Source organism: Streptomyces sp. NPDC001985 (assembly GCF_040296845.1).
Lineage (GTDB): Bacteria > Actinomycetota > Actinomycetes > Streptomycetales > Streptomycetaceae > Streptomyces.
The window spans coordinates 35,187-57,892 of the sequence record NZ_JBEOYB010000009.1 but is presented as its reverse complement, the minus strand read 5'-3'; the positions used below and the strand labels follow the sequence as shown (position 1 = coordinate 57,892).

The 22,706-nt window shown below is 75.1% G+C and carries 17 protein-coding genes; 9 read left to right on the top strand and 8 right to left on the bottom strand.

Features of this window, described 5'->3' with window-relative positions; translation table 11 throughout:
* The first annotated feature begins 56 nt into the window (after window positions 1–56).
* A complete protein-coding gene (locus ABT122_RS05950; RefSeq protein ID WP_351545995.1) occupies window positions 57–1,331 on the top strand; it encodes a globin domain-containing protein in 1,275 nt (424 codons plus the stop codon).
* A gap of 27 nt (window positions 1,332–1,358) precedes the next feature.
* On the opposite strand, the gene ABT122_RS05945 is transcribed toward ABT122_RS05950, so the two are convergent.
* The 6 genes from ABT122_RS05945 to ABT122_RS05920 all read right to left on the bottom strand — a co-directional run bounded on the left by ABT122_RS05945 (window position 1,359) and on the right by ABT122_RS05920 (window position 6,298).
* Window positions 1,359–2,756 carry an NADP-dependent succinic semialdehyde dehydrogenase gene (locus ABT122_RS05945; protein ID WP_351545992.1) on the bottom strand — a complete coding sequence of 466 codons (1,398 nt, stop codon included), beginning with the start codon at window positions 2,754–2,756 and terminating at the stop codon, window positions 1,359–1,361.
* Window positions 2,757–2,953: 197 nt separating this feature from the next.
* The gene (locus tag ABT122_RS05940; RefSeq protein WP_351545990.1) at window positions 2,954–3,340 is read right to left on the bottom strand and encodes a hypothetical protein; all 387 of its coding nucleotides are present in this window, start codon (window positions 3,338–3,340) and stop codon (window positions 2,954–2,956) included.
* A gap of 154 nt (window positions 3,341–3,494) precedes the next feature.
* Window positions 3,495–3,734, bottom strand: coding sequence for a hypothetical protein (locus ABT122_RS05935; RefSeq protein WP_351545988.1), 240 nt, complete (start codon window positions 3,732–3,734; stop codon window positions 3,495–3,497).
* A gap of 150 nt (window positions 3,735–3,884) precedes the next feature.
* Window positions 3,885–4,139: a WhiB family transcriptional regulator gene (locus tag ABT122_RS05930; RefSeq protein ID WP_351546243.1), complete on the bottom strand. Its 255-nt coding sequence runs from the start codon at window positions 4,137–4,139 to the stop codon at window positions 3,885–3,887.
* A gap of 671 nt (window positions 4,140–4,810) precedes the next feature.
* Entirely contained in the window at window positions 4,811–5,449 is a 639-nt protein-coding gene (locus tag ABT122_RS05925) for a DUF6629 family protein (protein ID WP_351545985.1), read from the bottom strand.
* Between the two features lie 54 nt (window positions 5,450–5,503).
* Entirely contained in the window at window positions 5,504–6,298 is a 795-nt protein-coding gene (locus tag ABT122_RS05920) for a carbon-nitrogen hydrolase family protein (RefSeq protein WP_351545982.1), read from the bottom strand.
* A gap of 492 nt (window positions 6,299–6,790) precedes the next feature.
* Between ABT122_RS05920 and ABT122_RS05915 the strand changes: the two genes are divergently transcribed.
* The 3 genes from ABT122_RS05915 to meaB are packed head-to-tail and all read left to right on the top strand — an operon-like array spanning window position 6,791 to window position 11,912.
* Window positions 6,791–8,683: a methylmalonyl-CoA mutase family protein gene (locus tag ABT122_RS05915; protein ID WP_351545979.1), complete on the top strand. Its 1,893-nt coding sequence runs from the start codon at window positions 6,791–6,793 to the stop codon at window positions 8,681–8,683.
* Window positions 8,683–10,884: a methylmalonyl-CoA mutase gene (scpA, locus tag ABT122_RS05910; RefSeq protein WP_351545977.1), complete on the top strand. Its 2,202-nt coding sequence runs from the start codon at window positions 8,683–8,685 to the stop codon at window positions 10,882–10,884. The genes ABT122_RS05915 and scpA overlap by 1 nt, the downstream gene beginning before the upstream one ends.
* Complete coding sequence (gene meaB / locus ABT122_RS05905; protein ID WP_351545974.1) at window positions 10,881–11,912, top strand: methylmalonyl Co-A mutase-associated GTPase MeaB; 1,032 nt, start codon at window positions 10,881–10,883, stop codon at window positions 11,910–11,912. The genes scpA and meaB overlap by 4 nt, the downstream gene beginning before the upstream one ends.
* Window positions 11,913–11,936: 24 nt before the next feature.
* Here the strand turns inward: meaB and ABT122_RS05900 are convergent, their stop codons facing one another.
* Complete coding sequence (locus ABT122_RS05900) at window positions 11,937–12,104, bottom strand: hypothetical protein (RefSeq protein ID WP_351545971.1); 168 nt, start codon at window positions 12,102–12,104, stop codon at window positions 11,937–11,939.
* A 366-nt stretch (window positions 12,105–12,470) separates the two neighbouring features.
* Between ABT122_RS05900 and ABT122_RS05895 the strand changes: the two genes are divergently transcribed.
* The 5 genes from ABT122_RS05895 to ABT122_RS05875 all read left to right on the top strand — a co-directional run bounded on the left by ABT122_RS05895 (window position 12,471) and on the right by ABT122_RS05875 (window position 21,353).
* The gene (locus tag ABT122_RS05895; protein ID WP_351545968.1) at window positions 12,471–13,814 is read left to right on the top strand and encodes a 6-phospho-beta-glucosidase; all 1,344 of its coding nucleotides are present in this window, start codon (window positions 12,471–12,473) and stop codon (window positions 13,812–13,814) included.
* A 118-nt stretch (window positions 13,815–13,932) separates the two neighbouring features.
* The gene (locus tag ABT122_RS05890) at window positions 13,933–17,019 is read left to right on the top strand and encodes an alpha-mannosidase (protein ID WP_351545965.1); all 3,087 of its coding nucleotides are present in this window, start codon (window positions 13,933–13,935) and stop codon (window positions 17,017–17,019) included.
* A 66-nt stretch (window positions 17,020–17,085) separates the two neighbouring features.
* On the top strand, window positions 17,086–19,512 hold the full coding sequence (locus ABT122_RS05885; protein ID WP_351545962.1) for an FHA domain-containing protein: 2,427 nt from the start codon (window positions 17,086–17,088) through the stop codon (window positions 19,510–19,512).
* Between the two features lie 12 nt (window positions 19,513–19,524).
* Window positions 19,525–20,337, top strand: a complete 813-nt coding sequence (locus tag ABT122_RS05880) for an SH3 domain-containing protein (RefSeq protein WP_351545959.1) — start codon at window positions 19,525–19,527, stop codon at window positions 20,335–20,337.
* On the top strand, window positions 20,337–21,353 hold the full coding sequence (locus tag ABT122_RS05875) for a serine/threonine-protein kinase (RefSeq protein WP_351545956.1): 1,017 nt from the start codon (window positions 20,337–20,339) through the stop codon (window positions 21,351–21,353). The genes ABT122_RS05880 and ABT122_RS05875 overlap by 1 nt, the downstream gene beginning before the upstream one ends.
* Here the strand turns inward: ABT122_RS05875 and ABT122_RS05870 are convergent.
* A complete protein-coding gene (locus tag ABT122_RS05870; protein WP_351545953.1) occupies window positions 21,350–22,693 on the bottom strand; it encodes a streptophobe family protein in 1,344 nt (447 codons plus the stop codon). The genes ABT122_RS05875 and ABT122_RS05870 overlap by 4 nt on opposite strands.
* Between the last annotated feature and the right edge of the window lie 13 nt (window positions 22,694–22,706).

Below are 22,706 nucleotides of genomic sequence, written 5' to 3'. Positions count from 1 at the left end.
CAGGCACTAGTCGCGCGTCGCACTGAAGCGCAACCGTGCAGCCCCGGGGGATCTTCATGGATGACGGCACCGCCCACGACCGTCTGGTGGTCAGGGACAGTCTGGAACGCGCCGGACGGCGGGCCAGTCATGTGGTCCGCTACTTCTACGCCTATTTGTTCACCCACCATCCCCATCTGCGGACGCTCTTCCCCGCCGTGATGGCCGACCAGTACGAGCGGCTGTACGCGGCGCTGGTCCACGCGGTGGACCATCTCGGGCACCCCGGGCTCCCCGGTCATCTGGAGCGGCTCGGCCGGGACCACCGCAGGTTCGGGGTGGTGGACGAGGACTACGCGGCGGTCGGCGAGAGCCTGATCGCCGCGGTCCGGCACCACACCCCCTACACCTGGGACACGGCGACGGAGGAGGCCTGGCGGCGGGTGTACGGCTCCATCGCCGCCGCCATGGCGGCGGGCGCGCGCCGCTCCGAGGCCGCCCACGAGCCGGCGTTCTGGTCGGCCACCGTCGTCTCGCACCGGCTGCACGGCGACCACACCGCCGTGGTGCGCGCCGCCGTCCGCACCCCCTACCCGTGGCTGCCGGGGCAGTACGCCACCGTCGAGCACAGCGCGCTGCCGGGGGTGTGGCGGCCCTACTCGCTGGCGGGCGGCGCGGAGGCGCCCGACCGGGAGCGGATTCTGGAGTTCCATGTCGGCCGGGTGCCGGGCGGGCAGCTCAGCACGGTGCTCTGCGACCACACCCGGGCCGGTCAGCAGCTGCGCCTGGGGGCCGCGTCGGGGTCGGCGCTCGCCCCGCCGCCCGGGACCGCGGCCGTCACCCTGATCGCCGCGGGCACCGGCTGGGCCCCGGTCAAACCGGTCCTGGCAGAACTGCTCGCCCGCAGACCCGCGCCCCGCATCCGGATCGACGCCGTGGCACGGGGCGAGGCCCACTTCTACGACGGCGCCTTCCTCGACGGCCTGCTGCGCGACCACCCCTGTCTCAGCGCCTACTGGTGGTACCAGGAGCGCGGCGAGGGCCCGACGCGGGCCGCGGAACGGCTCCACACCCATCTGCGGGCGCGCCGGGACTGGGCCGGGGAGAGCGTCTACCTCTGCGGGCCGGTGCGGTTCGTCGAGGAGACGGCGGAGCTGCTCTTCGGCAACGGGCTGCCCGAGGAGGCGCTGATCCGCGATCCCCAGCCGTCGGCGCTCGGCCCCCGCGGGCATGTCTCGCACGCGGAGGCGTTCCTCGACCCGGTGCCGGTGAAGTGGATCGACCCGCAGGCACGCACCCGGGCGCTGGAGGTGCCGGTGGCGGCGGACCAGCGGGCGGTGGGACGGGTCTGAGCGTGCGGCGGCCGGGCCGGGCCCGGGTCAGCTACCGGGGCCGTACCAGAGCGTGGTCACATTGCAGAACTCGCGGATGCCGTGGCCGGACAGCTCCCTGCCGTAGCCGGAGCGCTTGACTCCGCCGAAGGGCAGCGCGGGATGGGAGGCCGTCATGCCGTTGAAGAAGACACCGCCGGCCTCGATGTCCCGGGCGAACAGGGCCATCTCGTCCTCGTCGCGCGTCCAGGCGCTGGAACTCAGCCCGAAGGGTGTGTCGTTGGCCAGCGCGACGGCCTCCGCCGCGTTCGCGACCCGGTGGACGGTGGCGACCGGGCCGAAGGTCTCCTCCCGGTGGATGCGCATGGTGGCGTCGATACCGGTGAGGACGGTGGGCTCGTAGAACCAGCCCTCGGTCCTCTCCGGTGGTCTGCGGCCGCCGGTGAGCACCCGCGCGCCGCGGCCGACGGCGTCGTCCACCAGCTCCTCCAGGTCGGCGCGGCCCTGCTCCAGGGCGAGCGGCCCGATGTCGGTGGACTCCTCCAGCGGATCGCCGACGGTCAGGCTCCGCATGGCCTCGGTGAAGCGGTCGCAGAAGGCGTCGTGGACGTCGGTGTGGACCAGGAACCGTTTGGCGGCGATGCAGGACTGCCCGTTGTTCTGGGTCCGCGCGGTGACGGCGGTGGCCGCCGCCCGGTCGATGTCGGCCGACGGCATCACCAGATAGGGGTCACTGCCGCCCAGTTCGAGGACGGTCCGCTTGACCTCGTCGCCCGCGATGGCGGCGACGGAGCGCCCGGCGGGCTCACTGCCGGTGAGGGTGGCCGCGACGACCCTGCGGTCGCGGAGAATGCCCTCCACCGCGCCGGAGCCGACCAGCAGGGTCTGGAAGCAGCCCTCCGGATAGCCCGCGCGCCGGAAGAGGTCCTCCAGGCGGAGGGCGGTCTGCGGGACGTTGGAGGCGTGCTTGAGGAGGACCGTGTTGCCCGCCATCAGGGCGGGGGCGGCGAACCGGACGACCTGCCAGAGGGGGAAGTTCCACGGCATGACGGCCAGGACGGGGCCGAGCGGCCGGTAGCGCACGACGACCCGGGCGGCCCCCGAGTCCTCGGTGTCGGCGGGGGCGGGGTGCTCGTCGGCGAGGAGTTCCGCGGCCCGGGACGCGTACCAGCGCATCGTCTTCGCGCACTTGGCGGCCTCGGCGCGGGCCGCCGCGACGGGCTTGCCCATTTCGAGGGTCATGGTGCGGGCGCAGGCGGCCCGCTCCTCGTCCAGCAGGTCGGCGGCGCGCTCCAGCAGCCGGGCGCGGTGGGCGAGGCCGGTGGCGCGGTAGGCGGTGAAGGCGTTGTGCGCGCGGGTGATCCGCCGCTCGACCTCGTCGGCCCCGAGCGCGTCGAAGGTCCTCAGGGTCTCCCCGGTGGCGGGGTTGACCGTGGCGATGGGCATGACGCGCTCCTCTTCTGCCGTACTCCCCTTATTTGTGCCCGGGTTCTCCCGTACTTCCCCGTACGGTCGGTCGGGTCCGGTGCGTCCCCGCTCCCGCGGACGGCTCACCCGGACCCGTCACGGCCTCTCATGGCCCCTCGCGAACGGCTCACGGACGGCTCACGGACGGCTCGCGGACGGCTTCGCGGCGCCGGCGGCTATCCGGGCCGCCCGTCGCCGCCGCTCTCCAGCCGCAGTTGGACGTCCTTCTCCTGGTCGCCGGCGGCCATGCCCTCGTCGTGGACGGCGAAGGAGGCGGCGAGGGTCTCCCGCATCCGGTCCACCGCCCAGTAGCCGCCCTGGACCCCCGCCTCGACGGGCGCTCCCAGCCGCACCGGCCGGGCCTCCGGGCGGACGTCGGTGACCTCGAAGGTCGCGGACCACACCGTTGTGTGCCCCTCGGAGACGTACTCGGGCGTGTCATCGGCCGCGCGGTCGGACGCGTACGCCTCACCGAGCACGTGGAAGACGGTGTCGGCGTCCTCCCTGCTGCATCCGGTGATGGTCACCTCGACCGGCGCGCCGGGGTTCTCCCTGCTGTTCACCGTGGTTCCTCGCTCTCCGTGCGCTGATCCTCGTGGGCCTGCCCGGCCGCGCCGGTGTGCCGTCCGCGCGGGCCCGCCCGGCGGTACGGGGCCGGATCTCCCCTCCAGGCTCACCCGGCCCCGCGCCGGGTGCACGTCGGGGCCGCCGGGCGGCTCAACCGGACGGCTCGTCCGGGACGGGGCGCTCGGGGTGCACGGAACCGCTGCGCGCCGTGTCGCCGCGGCCCGCGCCCGGCGCGTCGGCGTCCGGGAGACTCCGGTCGGCCTCGTCGTCCGGTGTGGCGGACCGGGGCAGGTCGAGCCGGTCGTCCTCCTGGGGCGCCTGCTGGTCGGGCGGGTCCCGGGGGACGGTCCGGTCCCGGGGAGCGGGCTGGTCGGGCGGGTGGGAGTTCATGGTCGGTCTCCTCGGTAGGGGGGACGGGGAAGGCGGACGGGGGACGCGCGGGCCGCGACCGGCACGGTCATCCGCCGGGCGGGGCGGGATGGACACCCACCGGGCAGGGGTCGGTCCGTACCGGCCAGGGGGGCGCGCCCCCGTGGGCGCTCAGCGCGCACCCGCCGTCCTGGCGCGGTCCGCGCCGTGGCGTACGGACCGGCGCTGGGTCGCGGGAACCCCGCCCCACACCCCGGTGCGCTGCCCGGTGCGCACCGCCCAGTCGAGACAGGCCTGTGCGACCGGGCACCGTTCGCACACCCGGCGGGCGCGGGCCACCTGGTCGGCGCCGGGGCCGAGGTTGCTGACGGGGAAGAACAGCTCCGGGTCCTCGTCGGTGCAGGCGGCCTCGCGCTGCCACTCCATGGTGTCCCGGCCGCCCGGCACGGTGGTCCGGTGTCGCGGTGGCTGGCGCATCCGATCAGTCCTCCTCCCCGGTTCGCCGGCCTCGGCCGGCGGACCGTTCCCGTGGTGCCGGTTCCGGTGCGCGGCCCGGGACGGCGCGGATTCCGCCGCCGTTTCCTCCGCCACTTCTTCTGTGGCCTCCTCCGGCGCACGCTCCGGACGGCCCGTGCGCGGTGCCGCCGCCGATGGTCATGGTGGCGTCCTCCTCGGTGTTCGGCGTCCGATGTGGCGTCGGGTACCCGCGATTTCCCGGAATAACGGTGAACGGACAATCCGTTGGCCGCGCCGGCATCCGGTGACGGCCGGGCCGGCCACCCGGACCGCGCGCCCGCCCACGGCCCCGGGCGGAGGACGCCCCGCGCCGCCGGTGGGTACGCGGGCGGGCAAACGCCGGGACGGCGCCGCTCCGGCGCACGCCGGGAGAGCGCCGCTCACCCGTCCGGCGGCGGTGCTGCCGGGGTGGCGCCCCGCGCGGTGCCGACCCCGGCCCTCCCCCGGTGACGCCTGCCGCCCGGCCGCACGCGCGGGCTTCGGACCCCGCGCTCGCCCCTGCCGCCGCCCCGCCGCACGCGCGGGCACCGTCATGACGACCCCTGCCCGGCCGAGGGCCGTCAGGGAAGGCCGCCGGCCGCTCATCCGCTCCCCGCGCGGACGGCGGGCACGCGCGGTCCCCGGCGCACCCAGACGAGGACGACGACCGACGCGACGGCCGCGAGCGCGCACCAGGTGGAGACGAACTCGGCGCGCCACAGCAGCGCGCAGACCCCGGCCCCGATCCCCGCCACGGCGCCCAGCAGCCGCAGCACCGGGTCGCCGGAGAGCAGCAGCGCGCCGACGGTGGCCAGCAGATAGCCGGTGACGATCAGCGGCGGGTGGGGCAGGTCCAGCAGATAGCCGACCGTACGGCCGCGGATCTCGGCCGTCACCGTCCGGGTGGCCAGGCTGTGGGCGAGGACGGCCGTGGTGACGAGCCCGGCCGCGAGCGGGACGGCCAGTCGGGCCCGGCCGGCGGGGCGCACGGCGAGCAGTACGCCGATGGGGAGCCACAGCGGCAGCACGGTCAGGGCGATCACGGCCCAGGCGACCGTCGCGGGCCCGGTGCCGCCCCCGGCCCGCCAGAGGACGGACTCGACGATCTGGTGCGCGCCGAGCAGCAGCGGCAGGGCGGCGAGCGGCAGATCGCGCGCCCGCCGCGCCCGCGCCACACAGACCACACCGATCGCGCCGATGGCGGTGCCCGCCACCAGGTCGGCCGTCGCGCTCCAGCACATACCGGGAGCTATAGCCCGGACCGGGCGGGGATACGCCTGCCGGGGGCCCCGGGGTCAGAGACGGCGGTTCGCGAGCACCGGCACGGTCCTGCGCACGGCGGCGACCTCCTCGGGGTCGACATCGGCGATCAGCAGCCCCGGGGCGGCCTCCAGCCGGGCCCGGATCGTGCCGTCCGGGCCGACGACGGCGCTGTGGCCGATACCTCCCGGGGCCTTCCCGGACGGGGCCCGACCGCCGGAGGCCGTCGGATCGGCCTGGTCGACGGCGGCGACCCAGAGGGTGGCGTCGAGTGCCCGGGCGCGGATGAGCAGCTCCCACTGCTCGCGCTTGCCGGGGCCGTCCCCCCAGGAGGCGGGGAGCAGGGTGAGGACGGCTCCGGCGTCGGCGTGCGCCCGGAACAGCTCGGGGAAGCGGACGTCGTAGCAGGTGGCGACGCCGACCTGGACACCGTCCACCTCGAAGGTGACGACCTTGGAGCCGGCGGCGACGGTGGCGGACTCGGCGAAGCCGAAGGCGTCGTACAGATGGATCTTGTCGTAGGAGGTCTCCACGCCGGGTCCGGTGACCAGCAGGGTGTTGGTCACCTTGCCGTCGTCCGCCGGGGTGAACATCCCGGCGACGACGACGATCCCGGCCTCGGCGGCGATCCGCCGCACCTCGGTGGCCCAGGGGCCGTCCAGGGGTTCGGCGAGGCCGGCGAGCGGGGTGCCGAAGCAGGCCATGGTGGCCTCGGGGAAGACGACGACGGCCGCGCCGGACTCGGCCGCGCGGTGCGCCTGTTCGCGTACGGCGACAAGGTTGCGCGCCGGGTCGGGGGCGGACGTGAGCTGGCTCAGTGCGATACGCATGGCGGGTCCCAGGGGTGTGAGAAGGAGGCCGGTGCGGGCCGGGCGCCGGTGCCGGAGTCTGCCATGGTCGTGCCCTACCCACTGAGGCGGCGGGGATTCCCCGCGCGGGGGCCGGGAGGACGGCGCCCCGGTGCCCCGGTGCCCCGGCGGTGTCCGCCCGGCCGGCGGAGGGCACGGGCCACCGGTGAACGGCGGGCGCGCCGACACGGGCGGCGGTGCGCACCGGCGGCCACGCGACGCGCCCGGGTCCGGGACACGTCGACGCGGGAGGCGGCACGGAGCCGGCCGGGAGGACGGAGAGGCGGCACGGAGCCGGCCGGGAGGACGACGGGGCACCCCACCGGCGGCACCGCGCGGGCCCGGGGGCGGGCGCCGGAACGGGCGTACCGGGGGTAGTGCACCTCCAGGAGAGGATCAAGAGCGGCGGGTGGTCGGCAAGGTCACAGCCCTCTCCTCTGCTGCCGCTCGATGCGCGTGTCCTAGCATCCGAGCATGACGGTCCTCCCCGATGACGGGTTCCCTCTGGCCGCCGAATTCCCCGATGCCTCCCACGAGCAGTGGCAGCGGCTGGTCGCCGGTGTACTGCGCAAGTCGGGCAAGGACGTTCCGGACGCGGCGGCCGAGGACATGCTCTCCACCCCCCTGGAGGACGGGCTCCGCACCCGTCCCCTCTACACGGCGGAGACGGCGGGCGGCGGCTCCGGCGCCGGACCCGCCGGCTTCCCGGGCTTCGCCCCCTTCGTCCGCGGCGGCACCCCGCAGGGCGGCGCCGTCTCCGGCTGGGATGTGCGCCAGCGGCACGAGCGGCCGGACCCGGTGCGCACCAACGCGGCCGTCCTCGCCGATCTGGAGAACGGCGTCTCCTCGCTCTGGCTCTCCGTCGGACCGCGGGCGATCCCGGTCACCGGTCTCGCCACCGCGCTGGAGGGCGTCCTCCTCGATCTCGCGCCCGTCGTCCTCGACGCGGGCGCCGGCTTCGAGCCCGCCGCCCGGGAGCTGCTGCGCCTCCTCGACGAGCGGGAGGTGACGGCGGCGGCCGGCGGCAATCTGGGCGCCGACCCGCTGGGGACGGCCGCGCGGACCGGCGCGTACGAGGAGGTCGCGGGGCACACCGAGGCCGCCGTGGACCTCGCCCGGCTCTGCCACGGCACCCGGCCCGGGCTGCGGGCGCTGACCGTCGACGCGCTGCCCCACCACGAGGCGGGCGGCAGCGCGGCCCAGGAGCTGGGGTGCTCGCTGGCGACCGGAGTCGCCCTGCTGCGGGCGCTCACCGGTGCCGGGCTGCCCGTGGCGGCGGCCCTCGGCCAGCTGGAGTTCCGCTACGCGGCCACCGCCGACCAGTTCCTGACGATCGCCAAGCTCCGCGCGGCCCGGCGGGTCTGGGCCAGGGTCGCCGAGGTCTGCGGGGCACCGGCCGCCGGGGCGCAGCGCCAGCACGCGGTGACCTCGTCCGTGATGATGACGCGGCGCGACCCCTGGGTGAACATGCTCCGCACCACGGTCGCTTCGCTGGCCGCCGGGGTCGGCGGGGCGGATGCCGTGACCGTGCTCCCCTTCGACCACGCCATCGGTCTGCCGGACGACTTCGCCCGCCGGATCGCCCGCAACACCTCCACGATCCTGCTGGAGGAGTCGCATGTGGGGCGGGTCATCGACCCGGCCGGCGGCTCCTGGTACGTCGAGCGGCTCACCGACGAGCTGGCGCACGCCGCCTGGGAGTGGTTCCAGGAGATCGAGCGCGCGGGCGGTCAGCTCGCCGCGCTCCGCGGCGGGCTGGTCGCCGAGCGGATCGGCGCGGCCTGGGAGCGGCGCCGGGAGGACATCGCGCGGCGCCGCGAACCGGTCACCGGGGTGAGCGAGTACCCGCTGCTCGACCAGGCGGCGGTGGAGCGCGACCCGGCGCCCGAAGCGCCCGGCGGCGGGCTGCCGCGGGTCCGCCGCGATGAGGCGTTCGAGGCGCTGCGGGCCCGTTCGGACGCGCATCTGGCCGCCACCGGGTCCCGCCCGCGCGTCTTTCTCGCGGCCCTCGGCCCCGCCGCCGCGCACAGCGCCCGCGCGGGCTTCGCCTCCCAGCTCTTCCGGGCCGGCGGGATCGAGCCGGTCCACGACCCGGTCTCCGTCGACGCCGTCTCCGTGGCGGACGCCTTCCGCGCCTCCGGCGCCGCGGTGGCCTGCCTCTGCTCCAGCGACGCGCTCTACGCCGACCAGGCGGCGCCGGTCGCCGGGGCGCTGAGGGCGGCCGGCGCCGGATGGGTCGTCCTCGCGGGGCGGCCCGGTGAGCTTCGGGACACATATACACGGGCCGGGGTGGACGCGTTCGTCGCCGCGGGCGGTGACGCGGTCGCCGTCCTGACCTCGGCTCTCGACCGGATGGGAGTGGCGTGATGAGCGTTCCGGACTTCACGGGCATCGCGCTCGGCGAGGGCGCCGGGTCCGGCTCCGACGACCAGTGGCGCGCGGCGGTCGAGGAGTCCACCGGCCGCGGGGCCGGCGATCTGGTGTGGGAGACGCCCGAGGGCATCCCCGTCAAACCGCTCTACACGGACCGGGATCTCGCCGGTCTCGACTTCCTCTCCGGCTACCCGGGGATCGCGCCGTATCTGCGCGGCCCGTACCCGACGATGTACGTCAACCAGCCGTGGACGATCCGCCAGTACGCCGGGTTCTCCACGGCCGAGGAGTCCAACGCCTTCTACCGGCGCAATCTGGCCGCCGGGCAGAAGGGCCTGTCGGTCGCCTTCGACCTGCCCACCCACCGGGGGTACGACAGCGACCACCCCCGGGTGACGGGCGATGTCGGGATGGCCGGGGTCGCCATCGACTCGATCCTCGACATGCGGCAGCTCTTCGACGGCATCCCGCTCGACCGGATGAGTGTGTCGATGACCATGAACGGGGCCGTGCTGCCCGTTCTGGCGCTCTACATCGTGGCCGCCGAGGAGCAGGGCGTACCGCCGGAGAAGCTGGCCGGGACCATTCAGAACGACATCCTCAAGGAGTTCATGGTCCGCAACACCTACATCTATCCGCCCGGCCCCTCGATGCGGATCATCTCCGACATCTTCGCCTTCACCTCGCGGCGGATGCCCCGCTACAACTCCATCTCGATCTCCGGATACCACATCCAGGAGGCCGGGGCCACGGCCGATCTGGAGCTGGCGTACACCCTCGCGGACGGCATGGAGTATCTGCGCGCCGGGCTCGGCGCCGGGCTCGACGTGGACGCGTTCGCGCCCCGGCTGTCGTTCTTCTGGGCGATCGGGATGAACTTCTTCATGGAGGTCGCGAAGTTGCGGGCGGCCCGGCTGCTGTGGGCGCGGCTGGTGAAGGGCTTCGACCCGAAGAACCCCAAGTCGCTCTCGCTGCGGACGCACTGCCAGACCTCGGGCTGGTCGCTGACCGCGCAGGACGTCTTCAACAATGTCACCCGCACCTGTGTGGAGGCGATGGCGGCCACCCAGGGCCACACCCAGTCCCTGCACACCAACGCCCTGGACGAGGCGCTGGCGCTGCCCACCGACTTCTCCGCGCGGATCGCCCGCAACACCCAGCTCCTGCTCCAGCAGGAGTCGGGGACGTGCCGGGTGATCGACCCCTGGGGCGGCAGCGCCTATGTGGAGCGGCTCACCCACGATCTGGCGCGCCGGGCCTGGCGGCACATCGAGGAGGTGGAGGCCGCCGGGGGCATGGCGCGCGCCATCGACGCGGGCATCCCGAAGCTCCGGGTGGAGGAGGCGGCGGCGCGCACCCAGGCGCGGATCGACTCCGGGCGGCAGCCGGTGATCGGGGTGAACAAGTACCGGGTGGAGACGGATGAGCGGATCGATGTGCTGAAGGTCGACAACTCATCGGTGCGCGCCCAGCAGCTCGCCAAGCTGCGCCGGCTGCGCGCGGAGCGGGACGAGGGGGCGTGCCGGCGGGCGCTGGAGGCGCTGACCGGGGCCGCCGGGCGGGAACCGGGGCCCGGCCTGGAGGGGAATCTGCTGGCGCTCGCGGTGGACGCGGCCCGGGCCATGGCGACCGTGGGCGAGATCTCCGACGCCCTGGAGGCGGTGTACGGGCGGCACTCCGGCCAGATCCGTACCATCTCCGGTGTGTACCGGAACGAGGCGGGCGAGTCCCCGTCGGTGGAGCGCACCCGTGCGCTGGTGGGGCGGTTCGAGGAGGCGGAGGGCCGCCGGCCGCGCATCCTGGTCGCCAAGATGGGCCAGGACGGGCACGACCGCGGCCAGAAGGTGATCGCCACGGCCTTCGCCGACCTCGGCTTCGACGTGGATGTCGGCCCGCTCTTCCAGACCCCCGGGGAGGTGGCCCGGCAGGCGGTGGAGGCGGATGTCCATGTCGTCGGGGTCTCCTCGCTGGCGGCGGGGCATCTGACGCTGGTGCCCGCGCTGCGGGAGGAGCTGGCGGCGGAGGGCCGGGAGGACATCATGATCGTGGTGGGCGGGGTGATCCCGCCGCAGGATGTGGAGACGCTCCACGCGGCGGGGGCCGCCGCCGTCTTCCCGCCGGGCACGGTCATCCCGGACGCGGCGCACGACCTGGTGCGGACCCTGGCGGCCTCGCTCGGCCATGAGCTCTCATGAGCCCCGAGGCCGGGCCCGCCGGGCCTCCGACGCGCCGGTCCCCCGAGGTCGGGAGCTATGTCAAGGGGGTGCGGGAGGGGTCGCGCGCCTGGGTCGCCCGGGCGATCACCCTGGTGGAGTCCACCCGGGCCGATCACCGGGTGCTGGCACAGCGGCTGCTGACCGAGCTGCTGCCGTACACGGGCACCGCCCGGCGGGTGGGGATCAGCGGGGTGCCCGGCGTCGGCAAGTCCACGTTCATCGACGCGCTGGGCACCATGCTCACCTCGCTCGGCCACCGGGTGGCGGTGCTGGCCGTCGATCCGTCGTCGAGCAGGACCGGCGGTTCCATCCTCGGTGACAAGACGCGGATGGAGCGGCTGGCGACCGATCCCTCGGCCTTCGTCCGCCCCTCCCCGACGTCGGGCACGCTCGGCGGGGTGGCCAAGGCGACCCGGGAGACGATCGCCGTGGTGGAGGCGGCGGGGTACGACGTGGTGCTGGTGGAGACGGTCGGGGTCGGTCAGTCGGAGACCGCCGTGGCCCATATGGTCGACTCGTTTCTGCTGCTCACCCTGGCGCGGACCGGGGACCAGCTCCAGGGCATCAAGAAGGGCGTCCTGGAGCTGGCCGACGTGGTGGCGGTGAACAAGGCCGACGGGCCCCATGAGCGGGACGCCCGCTCGGCGGCGCGGGAACTGGCGGGCGCGCTGCGGCTGATGCACCCTGCGGACGCGGCGTGGACACCCCCGGTGCTGTCGTGCAGCGCCCGGGAGTCCACGGGGCTCGACACGGTCTGGGACCGTCTCGAACAGCACCGGACCCTGCTGGAATCCACCGGCCGGCTCGCCGCCAAGCGCCGCGATCAGCAGATCGACTGGATCTGGTCGATGGTCCACGACACACTCCGGGACCGGCTGCGCGCCCACCCCGGGGTGCGGGCCCTGGCCCCCGGTCTGGAGGAGCGGGTACGGGACGGTGAGCTGACGGCGACCCTGGCGGCGGAGCGCATTCTGGACGCCTTCCAGGGGCCCGGGTCCGGCGGGTGAGGTCCCGCCGTCCGGCCCCGTGGTTCAGACGCCCCGGTGCCCGCGGATCGCGGCCACGGCGAGGACTCCGGCCGTCAGCCCGGCGATACTCCAGGGGATGCTGGGGCTGCCCCCGTTGAGCTCGTGGCCGGCCGAGGCGAGGAGCAGGACGGTGGCGAGGACGAGTGAGCCGCCGAACTGACGTGTCCTCATGTCTGTCTCCTCCACTGTGCCACTCCCCCGGGGAAGCGCTCTTGCCGCGGTCCTGAATTGACCGCGGACACCTTGAATGATCATGCCCGACGCCACCGGCGGGGAAGCCGCCCAGCGGGTCTCGACCGGACCCGGTCCCCGGCGCCGGTGGATTCGTGATCGACTGTCCGGATCGGGCGGGCCTGCGGCCGGCGGACCGGCGCGCGGCCGGCGGTGCGCGCGGCCGGCGCACGGGACCGGCGCACGGGACCGGCGCACGGGACCGGCGCACGGGACCGGCGCGCGGGACCGGTTCCGGCGATCCGCCCGGCCCGGGCCCGCGCGGCGGTGGCACGGGAGAAGAGGCGGAGGAAGGGTGATGGAGGCATGAGGCTCACGGTGCTCGGCGGCGGAGGTTTCCGGCTGCCCCTGGTCTACGGCGCCCTGCTGGGCGATCACGCGGAGGGCCGGATCACCCGGGTCGTGCTGTACGACACCGACGCCGGACGGCTCGCCGCCATCGCCCGGGTGCTGGCCGACCAGGCCGCCGGGGTGCCGGACGCGCCGGAGGTCACCGCGACCACGGATCTCGACGAGGCGCTGCGCGGGGCGGACTTCGTCTTCTCCGCGATCCGGGTGGGCGGCCTGGCGGGCCGGGCGGCCGACGAGCGCATCGCGCTGGCCGAGGGCGTGCTCGGCCAGGAGACCGTCGGCGCGGGCGGTGTCGCGTACGGACTGCGGACCGTGCCGGTGGCCGAGGAGATCGCCCGCCGGGTGGCCCGTGTCGCGCCCGGCGCGTGGGTCATCAACTTCACCAACCCGGCGGGCCTGGTGACCGAGGCCATGGCCCGTCATCTGGGCGGACGGGTGATCGGCATCTGCGACTCCCCGGTGGGCCTCGGGCGGCGGGTCGCCCGGGCGCTGGGCGCCGACCCGGACACGGCCTTCTACGACTACGCGGGCCTGAACCACCTCGGCTGGCTGCGCGGGGTGCGGGTGGCGGGCCGCGACGAACTCCCCCGGCTGCTGGCCGACCCCGGACTGCTCGGCTCCTTCGAGGAGGGCCGGCTCTTCGGCGCCGACTGGCTCCGCGCGCTGGGCGCGATCCCCAACGAGTATCTGCACTACTACTACTTCAACCGGGAGACGGTCCGCGCCTACCGGGAGGCCGAGCGGACCCGGGGGGCTTTTCTGCGGGAGCAGCAGGACCGCTTCTACGCGGAGATGGAGCGCCCCGGCACCCCGGCGCTGGCCGCCTGGGACCGGACCCGTGCCGAGCGCGAGGCGACCTATATGGCGCACAACCGGGAGGCGGCGGGGGCGGGCGAACGGGAGGCCGCCGATCTGGAGTCGGGCGGCTACGAGCAGGTCGCGCTGGCGCTGATGCGGGCCATCGCGCACGACCGGCGCACCACCCTCGTCCTCAATGTGCGCAACGGGGGCACCCTGTCGGTGCTGGACGCGGACGCGGTGGTGGAGGTCCCGTGTCTGGTGGACGCCAACGGCGCGCACCCCGTCTCCGTGAGCCCTCTGGCGGACCACGCGGCGGGGCTGGTGTGCGCGGTGAAGGCGGTGGAGCGCGAGGTGCTGGCGGCGGCGGAGAGCGGGTCGCGGGACCGGGCGGTGGCGGCGTTCGCGCTGCATCCGCTGGTGGACTCGGTGACCGTCGCCCGCCGGCTGGTGGAGGCGTACACGGCCGCCCACCCCGGGCTCGCGTATCTCCGCCGGTAGCCCCGGAGGGCGGGCCGGCGGAGCGCGGACGGCGGGGGGCGGCCGGGCGGCGGGAGGACTCCGGGGCGCACAACCGGCCGGGCGGTAGGAGGCCGGCCGGCGGGGTAGACAGCAGGGTATGCACGATGAACGACGCCGGATCGAGGACCGTGTCGAGCGTCTCCTCGTCCAGCGCATCCAGCCCGCCGTCCACTCCCTCTCCCTGCCCTGCGAGGTGTCCTCCTGGCAGGCGCCGGGCGAGCCGGTGCCCTTCGCCGAGGCCGCGGCCCAGCGGTACGAGCCGTTCCCGATGGGCACCGCCTGGGGTCCGCCCTGGGGCACCACCTGGTTCCGGGTGCGGGGCGAGGTGCCGGCCGGGTGGGCGGGCCGCCGGGTGGAGGCCGTCTTCGATCTCGGCTTCACCGGTGCGGGCCCCGGCTTCCAGGCCGAGGCGCTCGTGCACACCGCCGACGGCACCCCGCTCAAGGCGGTCAATCCGCGGAACCGCTATGTTCCGGTGGCCCGGCGGGCCGCCGGCGGCGAGCGGATCGACTTCCTGATGGAGGCCGCGTCCAACCCGGACATCCTCGGCCGGGGCTTTGTGCCGACCCCGCTCGGCGACCCGGCCACGGCCGGTGACACCCCGCTGTACACCTTCACCGCCGCCGGGCTGTGCGTCCTGGACGAGGAGGTCTGGCAGCTCTCGCTCGACCTCGGGGTGCTGCGGGAGCTGGCGCTGGAGCTGGGCGACGGCGAGCCGCGCCGCCATGAGCTGCTGCACACGCTGGACCGGGCGATGGACGCGCTGGACCTGGACGACATCCCCGGTTCGGCGGCGGAGGTGCGGGAGGTGCTGCGGCCCGCCCTGAGCCGCCCGGCGCACGCCAGCGCGCACCGGGTGTCGGCGGTCGGCCACGCCCATATCGACAGCGCCTGGCTGTGGCCGGTCCGCGAGACCCGGCGGAAGGCGGCGCGCACCTTCGCCAACGCGACGGCGCTGGCCGAGGAGTACGGCGAGTTCGTCTTCGCCTGCTCCCAGGCCCAGCAGTACGCCTGGGTCCGCGACCACCACCCCGGGGTGTGGGCGCGGGTGGAGCGGGCCGTGGCCGCCGGGCAGTTCGTGCCGGTGGGCGGGATGTGGGTGGAGTCGGACGGCAATCTGCCCGGCGGGGAGGCGGTCGCCCGGCAGTTCGTGCACGGCAAGCGGTTCTTCCTGGAGCACTTCGGCATCGAGACCAAGGGGGTGTGGCTGCCCGACTCCTTCGGCTACAACGCCGCCTATCCGCAGCTGGCGAAGCTGGCGGGGAACGAGTGGTTCCTCACCCAGAAGATGTCGTGGAACCAGACCAATCAGCTGCCGCACCACACCTTCTGGTGGGAGGGGATCGACGGCACCCGGATCTTCACCCACTTCCCTCCCGTGGACACCTACAACGCCGAACTGACCGGCCGGGAGATGGCGCACGCCGTGCGCAACTTCCGCGACAAGGGCGCGGGCACCCGCTCCCTGGTCCCCTTCGGCCATGGCGACGGCGGGGGCGGTCCGACCCGGGAGATGGTGGAGCGGGCCCGGCGGCTGGCCGACCTCGAAGGTTCGGCACGGGCCTCGATCGAGCACCCGGACGCCTTCTTCGCCGCCGCGCGGGCGGAGTACCCGGACGCCCCGGTCTGGTCGGGCGAGCTGTACATGGAGGGCCACCGCGCGACGTACACCTCCCAGGCGCGCACCAAACAGGGCAACCGGCGCAGCGAGCATCTGCTGCGGGAGGCGGAGCTGTGGGCGACGGCCGCCGCGCTCGCGGCGCCCGGCTACTCCTATCCGTACGAGGAACTCGACCGGCTCTGGAAGACGGTGCTGCTCCAGCAGTTCCACGACATCCTGCCGGGCTCCTCGATCGCCTGGGTGCACCGGGAGGCCGAGGCGGAGTACGCCCGGGTGGCGCGCGAGCTGGAGACGCTGATCGCCGGGGCGCTGTCGGCGGCGGGGCCCGCGCCGGGCGCGCCCCGGGTGTTCAACGCCGGGCCCCGGGACCGGGCCGAGGTCGTGGTGACGGCCGGCGGGCCGGTGTTCACGCGGGTGCCGGCGGGCGGCAGCGCGCCGCTGGGCGCGGGGGCGGCCCCCGGGCCCGGGGAGGCTCCCGCGTCCGGGACGGCCCCCGCGCCGGTGACGGTGACGGGCCGGGTGGTGGAGAACGGGCTGGTGCGGGTCGTGTTCGCCGAGGACGGCACCCTCGCCTCCGTGCGCGATCTCGGCGCCGGGCGCGAGGTGCTGGCCGGGCCCGGGAATCTGCTGCGGCTCCACACCGATCTCCCCAACCACTGGGACGCCTGGGACATCGACAAGCACTACCGGGGCCGCTGGAGCGATCTGACGGGCGCGGAGTCCGTCACGGTCACGGCGCCGGGGCCGCTGCTCGCGGCGGTCCGGGTGGAACGGGCCTTCGGCAGCGGGTCGCTGATCGTCCAGACCGTGACCGTGCGGGCGGGCAGCCGCCGGATCGACATCGAGACGGAGATCGACTGGCACGAGACGGAGAAGATCCTCAAGGCCGGTTTCCCGCTGGACATCCATGCCGAACGGGCGACATCGGAGATCCAGTTCGGGCATGTGCACCGGCCCACCCACACCAACACCAGCTGGGACGCGGCCCGCTTCGAGGCGTACCACCACCGGTGGGTGCACATCGGCGAGCCGGGGTACGGGGTCGCGGTCATCAACGACGCGACCTACGGCCACGATGTCTCGCGCACCACCCGCGAGGACGGCGGTACGACGACCACGCTCCGGCTCAGTCTGGTCCGGGCGCCCCGGGTCCCGGACCCGGAGGCCGACCAGGGCCCGCACCGGTTCACCTACGCGCTGCTGCCCGGGGCGACGGTGGAGGACGCGGTCGCGGAGGGGTACGCGCTCAATCTGCCGCTGCGGACGGCGGACGCGCGGGGAGCGGAGCCGGTGGTGCGCGCCGACAGCCCGGGGGTGACGGTGGAGGCGGTGAAGCTCGCCGACGACCGCTCCGGGGATGTGATCGTACGGCTGTACGAGAGCACGGGCGGCAGGTCGGAGGCCACTCTGCGCACCGGGTTCCCGGTGGCCGGGGCACGGGTCACCGATCTGCTGGAGCGGCCGGTGGAGGCAGCACCCGTGGCGCTGTCGGCGGCGGGGGACTCGGTGGCGGTCTCCCTGCGGCCGTTCCAGATCCTGACCCTGCGGCTCAGCCGGGCGTGAACCGGGCCGGGGCGGAGCGTCGGGGCCGCCCAGGCGAACATCAGGATAAATCGCTAGAATTCGAGCATGGCAGAGCGGCCTGTCGCTCCGACCGCGCCCGAACTCGTCCTCATGACGGACGACGGCTCCACCGTGATGAGCCCGGGCCACGAGTACCGCGTCGGGCGCGACCCCGAGAGCGATATCGTCCTGGACGACGTCCGGGTGTCCTGGCACCACGCGATCGTGCGGTCCCGGGAGGGCCACTGGACGATCCAGGACGAGGACAGCACCAACGGGACCTTCGCCGACGGCCGACGCGTCCACGAGTGGGGCATCGCCCCCGGCAGTGTCATCCGGTTCGGCAGCGCGGCGGACGGACCACGCGCGGTGATCGCCGCCCCGGCCCCCGCCCCGGTCCCGGTCCCCGCCGCCACCTCCGTCGCCGACTCCCGTCCCGTCCCCGGCTCCCCCGCCGATCCGGACGCGGACTCCGATTCCGTGTCGTGCGCGCCGGTGACACCGGCCGCCGCCACCGGCGCCTTCCGCCGGCCGACCTCCGTGCGCCCGCTGCCCGCCCGCACCGTCCGCATCGGACGCAGCGGCGACAACGACCTCGTCATCGACGATCTGACCGTCTCGCGCCACCACGCCGAACTGCTCGCCCACCCGGACGGCACCCACGAGATCCTCGACGCCGGCTCCCACAACGGCACCTTCCTCAACGGCGGCCCGGTCCTCCGCGCCCCGGTGACCCCCGGCGATGTCATCGGCATCGGTCACTCCCTCTTCTGTCTGATCGACGACGAGCTGGTGGAGTACGTGGACACCGGCGAGGTCTCGCTCGATGTCCAGGACCTGACCGTGACCGTGGACCGGGGCCGCAAGACGCTGCTCGACCATGTGTCGTTCCCCGTCGGCCGGAAGTGCCTGCTCGGCGTCGTCGGCCCGAGCGGAGCGGGCAAGTCCACCCTGCTGGGCGCGCTCACCGGGCTGCGCCCCGCCGACAGCGGCACCGTCCTCTACGACGGCCGCGACCTCTACCACGACTACGCCGAACTGCGGCAGCGCATCGGTCTGGTGCCGCAGGACGACATCCTGCACACCCAGCTCACCGTGGGAGCCGCCCTGGGGTACGCGGCCGAACTGCGCTTCCCGCAGGACACGGCGGCCCGGGAGCGCCGCGACCGGGTGGCCGAGGTGATGCGGGAACTGGGCCTGGAGGAGCGGGCGGGCCAGCCGATCCACAAGCTCTCCGGCGGCCAGCGCAAACGGGTGAGTGTCGCCCTGGAGCTGCTGACCAAGCCGTCGCTGCTCTTCCTCGACGAGCCGACCTCCGGGCTCGACCCGGGGATGGACCGCTCGGTGATGCACATGCTGCGCGGGCTCGCCGACGACGGACGGACCGTCATCGTCGTCACCCACAGTGTGCTGAGCCTCGATGTCTGCGACCGGCTGCTGGTGCTGGCGCCCGGCGGGCGGATCGCCTACTACGGGCCGCCCGGGGACGCGCTGCCGTTCTTCGGCTTCACCCAGTGGCCGGAGGCGTTCGAGGCGTTCGAGAACGACCGCGGACGGGACTGGGCGGGCACCTACGCCACCTCCCCGCTGCGCGACCGCTACGACGCGCCGGACCGGCCGGTCCCCGCGCCGGTGGCGGCGCCGGACGACGCGGCGGCCGTCCTCGCCGCGGCGCCGAAGCCCCAGAGCTGGGGCGCCCAGCTCTGGACCCTGGTCCGCCGCTACACCGCCGCCCTCGCCGCCGACCGCACCTTCCTCGCCATCATGATCGCGCTGCCGTTCGTGATGGGCGCGATGGCCCGGGCGCTGGCCGGTGGCCGGCTCACCGCCGAGACGGCCATGAACGCGCTGCTCATCCTCTGCATCGGCGGGGTGCTGACCGGCGCGGCCAACGCGGTGCGGGAGCTGGTCAAGGAACGGGTGATCTACCAGCGGGAGCGCGCCGTCGGGCTGTCCAGATCCGCGTATCTGATGTCCAAGGTGGTGGTGCTCGGCACCATCACCGTGCTCCAGGCCGTCGTCCTGACCCTGGTGGCCCTCGCGGGGGTGCGGCTCGGCGCGCCGGGCGGCGGGGTGCTGATGCCCCCGCTGCTGGAGATCACCCTCGCGGTGGCGCTGCTGTCGTTCACCGCGATGATGCTCGGGCTGCTGATCTCCGCGCTGGTGCGCAAGGAGGAGGTCACCATGCCGCTGCTGGTGCTCCTCGCCATCGTCCAGGTGGTGTTCTGCGGGGCGCTGCTGAAGGTGAGCGGGCTGCCGGTGGCCGAGCAGCTGGCCTGGCTGGTGCCCTCCCGGTGGGCGCTGGGCGCGATGGCGGGCACCATCTCACTCGCCGCGATCGTGCCCGGTGAGCAGGCCCGCGACCCGTTGTTCGAGCACTCCGCCGCGGCCTGGCTGACGAACATGGGCATGCTGGTGGCGCTGTCGGTGGTCTTCGGACTGCTCGTCCTGTGGCTGCTGCGGCGCCATGAGCCCGCCGTGATGCGGAAGTAGCGCGGGCGCGCCATGACGACCGAGGACTTCCAGCCGACGCATGTCGTCCCGGGCGACGGGCTCCCCGCCTGGGAGGCCCCCGATGTCTCCCGGCCGACCGAGCCGCTCGACCCGCTGCTGCCGGTGCGGCTGATCGACCGGCGCGGCGACTGGTCGCACATCCTGTGTGCCAACGGCTGGCGGGCGTGGGTGGACGGCCGGCTGCTGCTCGCCGTGCCCCGCGACCCCCCGGCCGCCGGTCTCCCCCCGGCCCGCACCGCCGACCCCCGCCCCCTGCTGACCAGGACCGGGGATTCCCTGGCCCGGTACCGGCAGGCGGCCGAGGAACTGGCGGCGGGCCGGATCGACGGGGAGACGTTCCGGCGGCGGACGCGAGGGCTGCGGGTGGGGGTGGTGGTGGAGGGCGAGTCGGTGTGGCTGTACGACGCGGACCACGGACGCTGGGTGTACGGGGACGGGCGGAGCCTGAGCACCTTCGCGGTCTCGGCCGGCCCCGCCGGGGCCGTTCCGGGGGCTCCGGAGGCGGCGGACGGCCCGGAGGGCAGCCCGGACACCGCGAACGCCCGGGACACCCCGGAACCGGCGGCGCACGGGCGCCCCGGCCCGTCCCCGGACGCCGGATCCGGTGCCGCCGCCCGGCCGCCCGTGCGGGAGCGCACCGCGCCGACCCGGGGCCCGGGGCCGGACGGGGCGCGCCGCGAGCCGACCCGGGTGGTCGACCCCGCGCGTCCGGAGGGGCGGCCGGAGCGCCGCGCCGGTGAGCGGCCCGGTGCCGGGGACGGCGGGGAGCCGGACCGGCCCGGGACCGGGCGGGGCGGCCTCTGATGGCGGGGCCGGCGCGGGAGACCGGCCTGCCCGCCGGGCGGGCGTCCGATCTGATCGGCGGCCGGATCGCGGGGTACCTCGTGGAGGCGGAGATCGGGCGCGGCGGGATGGCCGTGGTCTACCGGGCCCGGGATCTGCGGCTGGACCGCACGGTCGCCCTCAAACTGCTCGCCCCCGAGCTGGCCCGCAACGACACCTTCCGCAAACGGTTCACCCATGAGTCGAGGGTGGCGGCGGCCATCGACCACCCGCACATCGTGCCGGTCTTCGAGGCGGGCGAGACGGAGGGCCTGCTCTACATCGCCATGCGCTACGTGGCGGGCCAGGACCTGCGGGCACTGCTCAACCGCGAGGGGCGGCTGCCCGTGGCCACCGCCGGCCGGATCGCCGCGCAGGTCGCGTCCGCGCTGGACGCGGCGCACAGCCACCATCTGGTGCACCGGGATGTCAAACCGGGCAACATCCTGGTCGCCGAGGGCACCGACAGCGACCATCCCGAGCATGTCTACCTCACCGACTTCGGGCTGACGAAGAAGTCGCTCTCGCTGACCGGGTTCACCACGGTCGGCCAGTTCGTCGGCACCCTCGACTATGTGGCGCCGGAGCAGATCTCCGGGCGCCCGGTCGACGCCCGCTGCGATGTCTACGGCTTCGCCTGTGTGGTCCACGAGACCCTGGCCGGGTCACCGCCCTTCGAGCGCGAGGACGACATGGCGCTGCTGTGGGCGCACCAGTTCGACGCGCCCCCGCCGCTGACGGAGCTGCGCCCGGATCTCCCGGCGGCGGTCGACGCCGTCCTGGCGAAGGCGCTCGCCAAGCAGCCGGACGACCGGTACGACTCCTGCGGGGAGTTCGTCACGGCCCTGCGGGCGGCGACGGCGGCCCGGCTGCCGCGCTCGGACCACCGGGCGCCCCGGGGGGACACCGAGGCCCTCACGGGGGCGCCGGCGCACACCACCGGCCCGCCGCCGGCGCCGCCGGAGTGGGCCCGCCCGGTCACCGGCGGTCCGCTCTAGGGTCCGTCCTCCGGCCCCTGCCGGGCTCCCGCGCCCCGGCTCGGGTCCCCCTCCCGACCGGCCCCGGTGTCGCCGCGGCGGTGGAACGGGCGGGCGACGAGGGCACCGAGGCAGCCGGTGGCCAGGCCCCAGAGCGCGGCGAGGCCCAGCGCGGACCAGAGCCTCGGAGTGAGGGAGAGTTCCGCCGAGAGCCCGCCGCCGAGGTCGCCGAGGCCGAGCAGCGACAGCCCGGAGTGAGCCCGGACCCGTACGGTCAGACAGATCAGGAGGACGGTGAGGACCAGCGCCACCGCCATCCGCAGGGCGTGCCGCCACAGCCGGGTCCGCGCGGGTGAGCGCGCGGCCGCGCCGACGGCGGCCCCCAGCAGCAGGAGCGCCGCTCCCGCGAGCAGCCACCAGACACGGCCGTCGTGGGCGGAGAGGGTGCGCAGATCGAGGGTGCCCCCCTCGGGGATGCGCAGCACCTGCTCCAGGAGCCGGGGCACGGGCAGCCCGAAGGGGCCTTCGGCGCGGCCGTCCCAGGACGCGCCGAGGCCGAGGGTGAGGGCGAGCCAGACCAGGTTGGGCAGTCCGAGCAGGACGACGGCGAGAGTCTCGGTGGGGTGGCCCCGGGTGACAGCGACGACGAGCGCGGCGACCACCCCGAGGGCGACACAGACCAGCAGCAGCACGACCATCGCGTGCGCGGCGGGCCGCACCGGCTCCTGGAAGCGCACCAGCCGGGCCGGCAGCGGCGCGCCCCGGGAGACGGCCAGGGTCAGCAGGAGAAGGCCCGCGAGCCAGAGCAGTCCGAGCACGACGGTGAGCGGCACATCGGCGCGGAAGCCGACGCGCGGTGTGGTGCCGAGCAGTTCGCCGAGGTCGGAGAGGGTGCCGCCGGGCCGGACGGCGAAGCTCCGGCGGGCGTGGGCCGCCAGCGCGATCAGGCCGACGGCCCAGAGCACGGCGATCCTGCCCGCCCAGCCGGCCAGTTCCCCGGTGCCGGTGACGGCCCGGTGGCGCAGGGGCCGCAGAAAGCCGCCCGCGAGGGCGAGGGCTCCGGCGAGCGTCACCGACAGCGGTACGGCGGTGAGCCGCGCCTCGGCGCCGGCGGCGGCCCCGGCCGACCCGGTCAGCTCGACGGTCCCGCCGGCGGCCAGGACGGCCACGGCGGAGACCACATGAGGGTAGGCACCCGCGGGCAGGCCCGGGGCGCCGGCCGCCCACACCCCGAGCGCGGCGGTGCCGATCAGCGCCGTCAGTCCGGCGGCGACCGCCGCGAGGGCCTGGGCCCAGCCGTGCGGGGCGGGCGCGGCCCGGGCGCCGTCCGGCGTTCCCCGCCGGCTTCCCTGCTGGCTCACGCTGCCACGCTAA

What these genes read in the sequence shown, in the direction of transcription:
- ABT122_RS05880 (WP_351545959.1), top strand. Translation starts at nt 19,525, where the DNA reads ATGACGACCGAGGACTTCCAGCCGACGCATGTCGTCCCGGGCGACGGG.
- ABT122_RS05930 (WP_351546243.1), bottom strand. Translation starts at nt 4,139, where the DNA reads ATGGAGTGGCAGCGCGAGGCCGCCTGCACCGACGAGGACCCGGAGCTG.
- meaB (WP_351545974.1), top strand. Translation starts at nt 10,881, where the DNA reads ATGAGCCCCGAGGCCGGGCCCGCCGGGCCTCCGACGCGCCGGTCCCCC.
- ABT122_RS05895 (WP_351545968.1), top strand. Translation starts at nt 12,471, where the DNA reads ATGAGGCTCACGGTGCTCGGCGGCGGAGGTTTCCGGCTGCCCCTGGTC.
- ABT122_RS05950 (WP_351545995.1), top strand. Translation starts at nt 57, where the DNA reads ATGGATGACGGCACCGCCCACGACCGTCTGGTGGTCAGGGACAGTCTG.
- scpA (WP_351545977.1), top strand. Translation starts at nt 8,683, where the DNA reads ATGAGCGTTCCGGACTTCACGGGCATCGCGCTCGGCGAGGGCGCCGGG.
- ABT122_RS05875 (WP_351545956.1), top strand. Translation starts at nt 20,337, where the DNA reads ATGGCGGGGCCGGCGCGGGAGACCGGCCTGCCCGCCGGGCGGGCGTCC.
- ABT122_RS05925 (WP_351545985.1), bottom strand. Translation starts at nt 5,449, where the DNA reads ATGTGCTGGAGCGCGACGGCCGACCTGGTGGCGGGCACCGCCATCGGC.
- ABT122_RS05935 (WP_351545988.1), bottom strand. Translation starts at nt 3,734, where the DNA reads ATGAACTCCCACCCGCCCGACCAGCCCGCTCCCCGGGACCGGACCGTC.
- ABT122_RS05890 (WP_351545965.1), top strand. Translation starts at nt 13,933, where the DNA reads ATGCACGATGAACGACGCCGGATCGAGGACCGTGTCGAGCGTCTCCTC.
- ABT122_RS05900 (WP_351545971.1), bottom strand. Translation starts at nt 12,104, where the DNA reads ATGAGGACACGTCAGTTCGGCGGCTCACTCGTCCTCGCCACCGTCCTG.
- ABT122_RS05945 (WP_351545992.1), bottom strand. Translation starts at nt 2,756, where the DNA reads ATGCCCATCGCCACGGTCAACCCCGCCACCGGGGAGACCCTGAGGACC.
- ABT122_RS05885 (WP_351545962.1), top strand. Translation starts at nt 17,086, where the DNA reads ATGGCAGAGCGGCCTGTCGCTCCGACCGCGCCCGAACTCGTCCTCATG.
- ABT122_RS05915 (WP_351545979.1), top strand. Translation starts at nt 6,791, where the DNA reads ATGACGGTCCTCCCCGATGACGGGTTCCCTCTGGCCGCCGAATTCCCC.
- ABT122_RS05920 (WP_351545982.1), bottom strand. Translation starts at nt 6,298, where the DNA reads ATGCGTATCGCACTGAGCCAGCTCACGTCCGCCCCCGACCCGGCGCGC.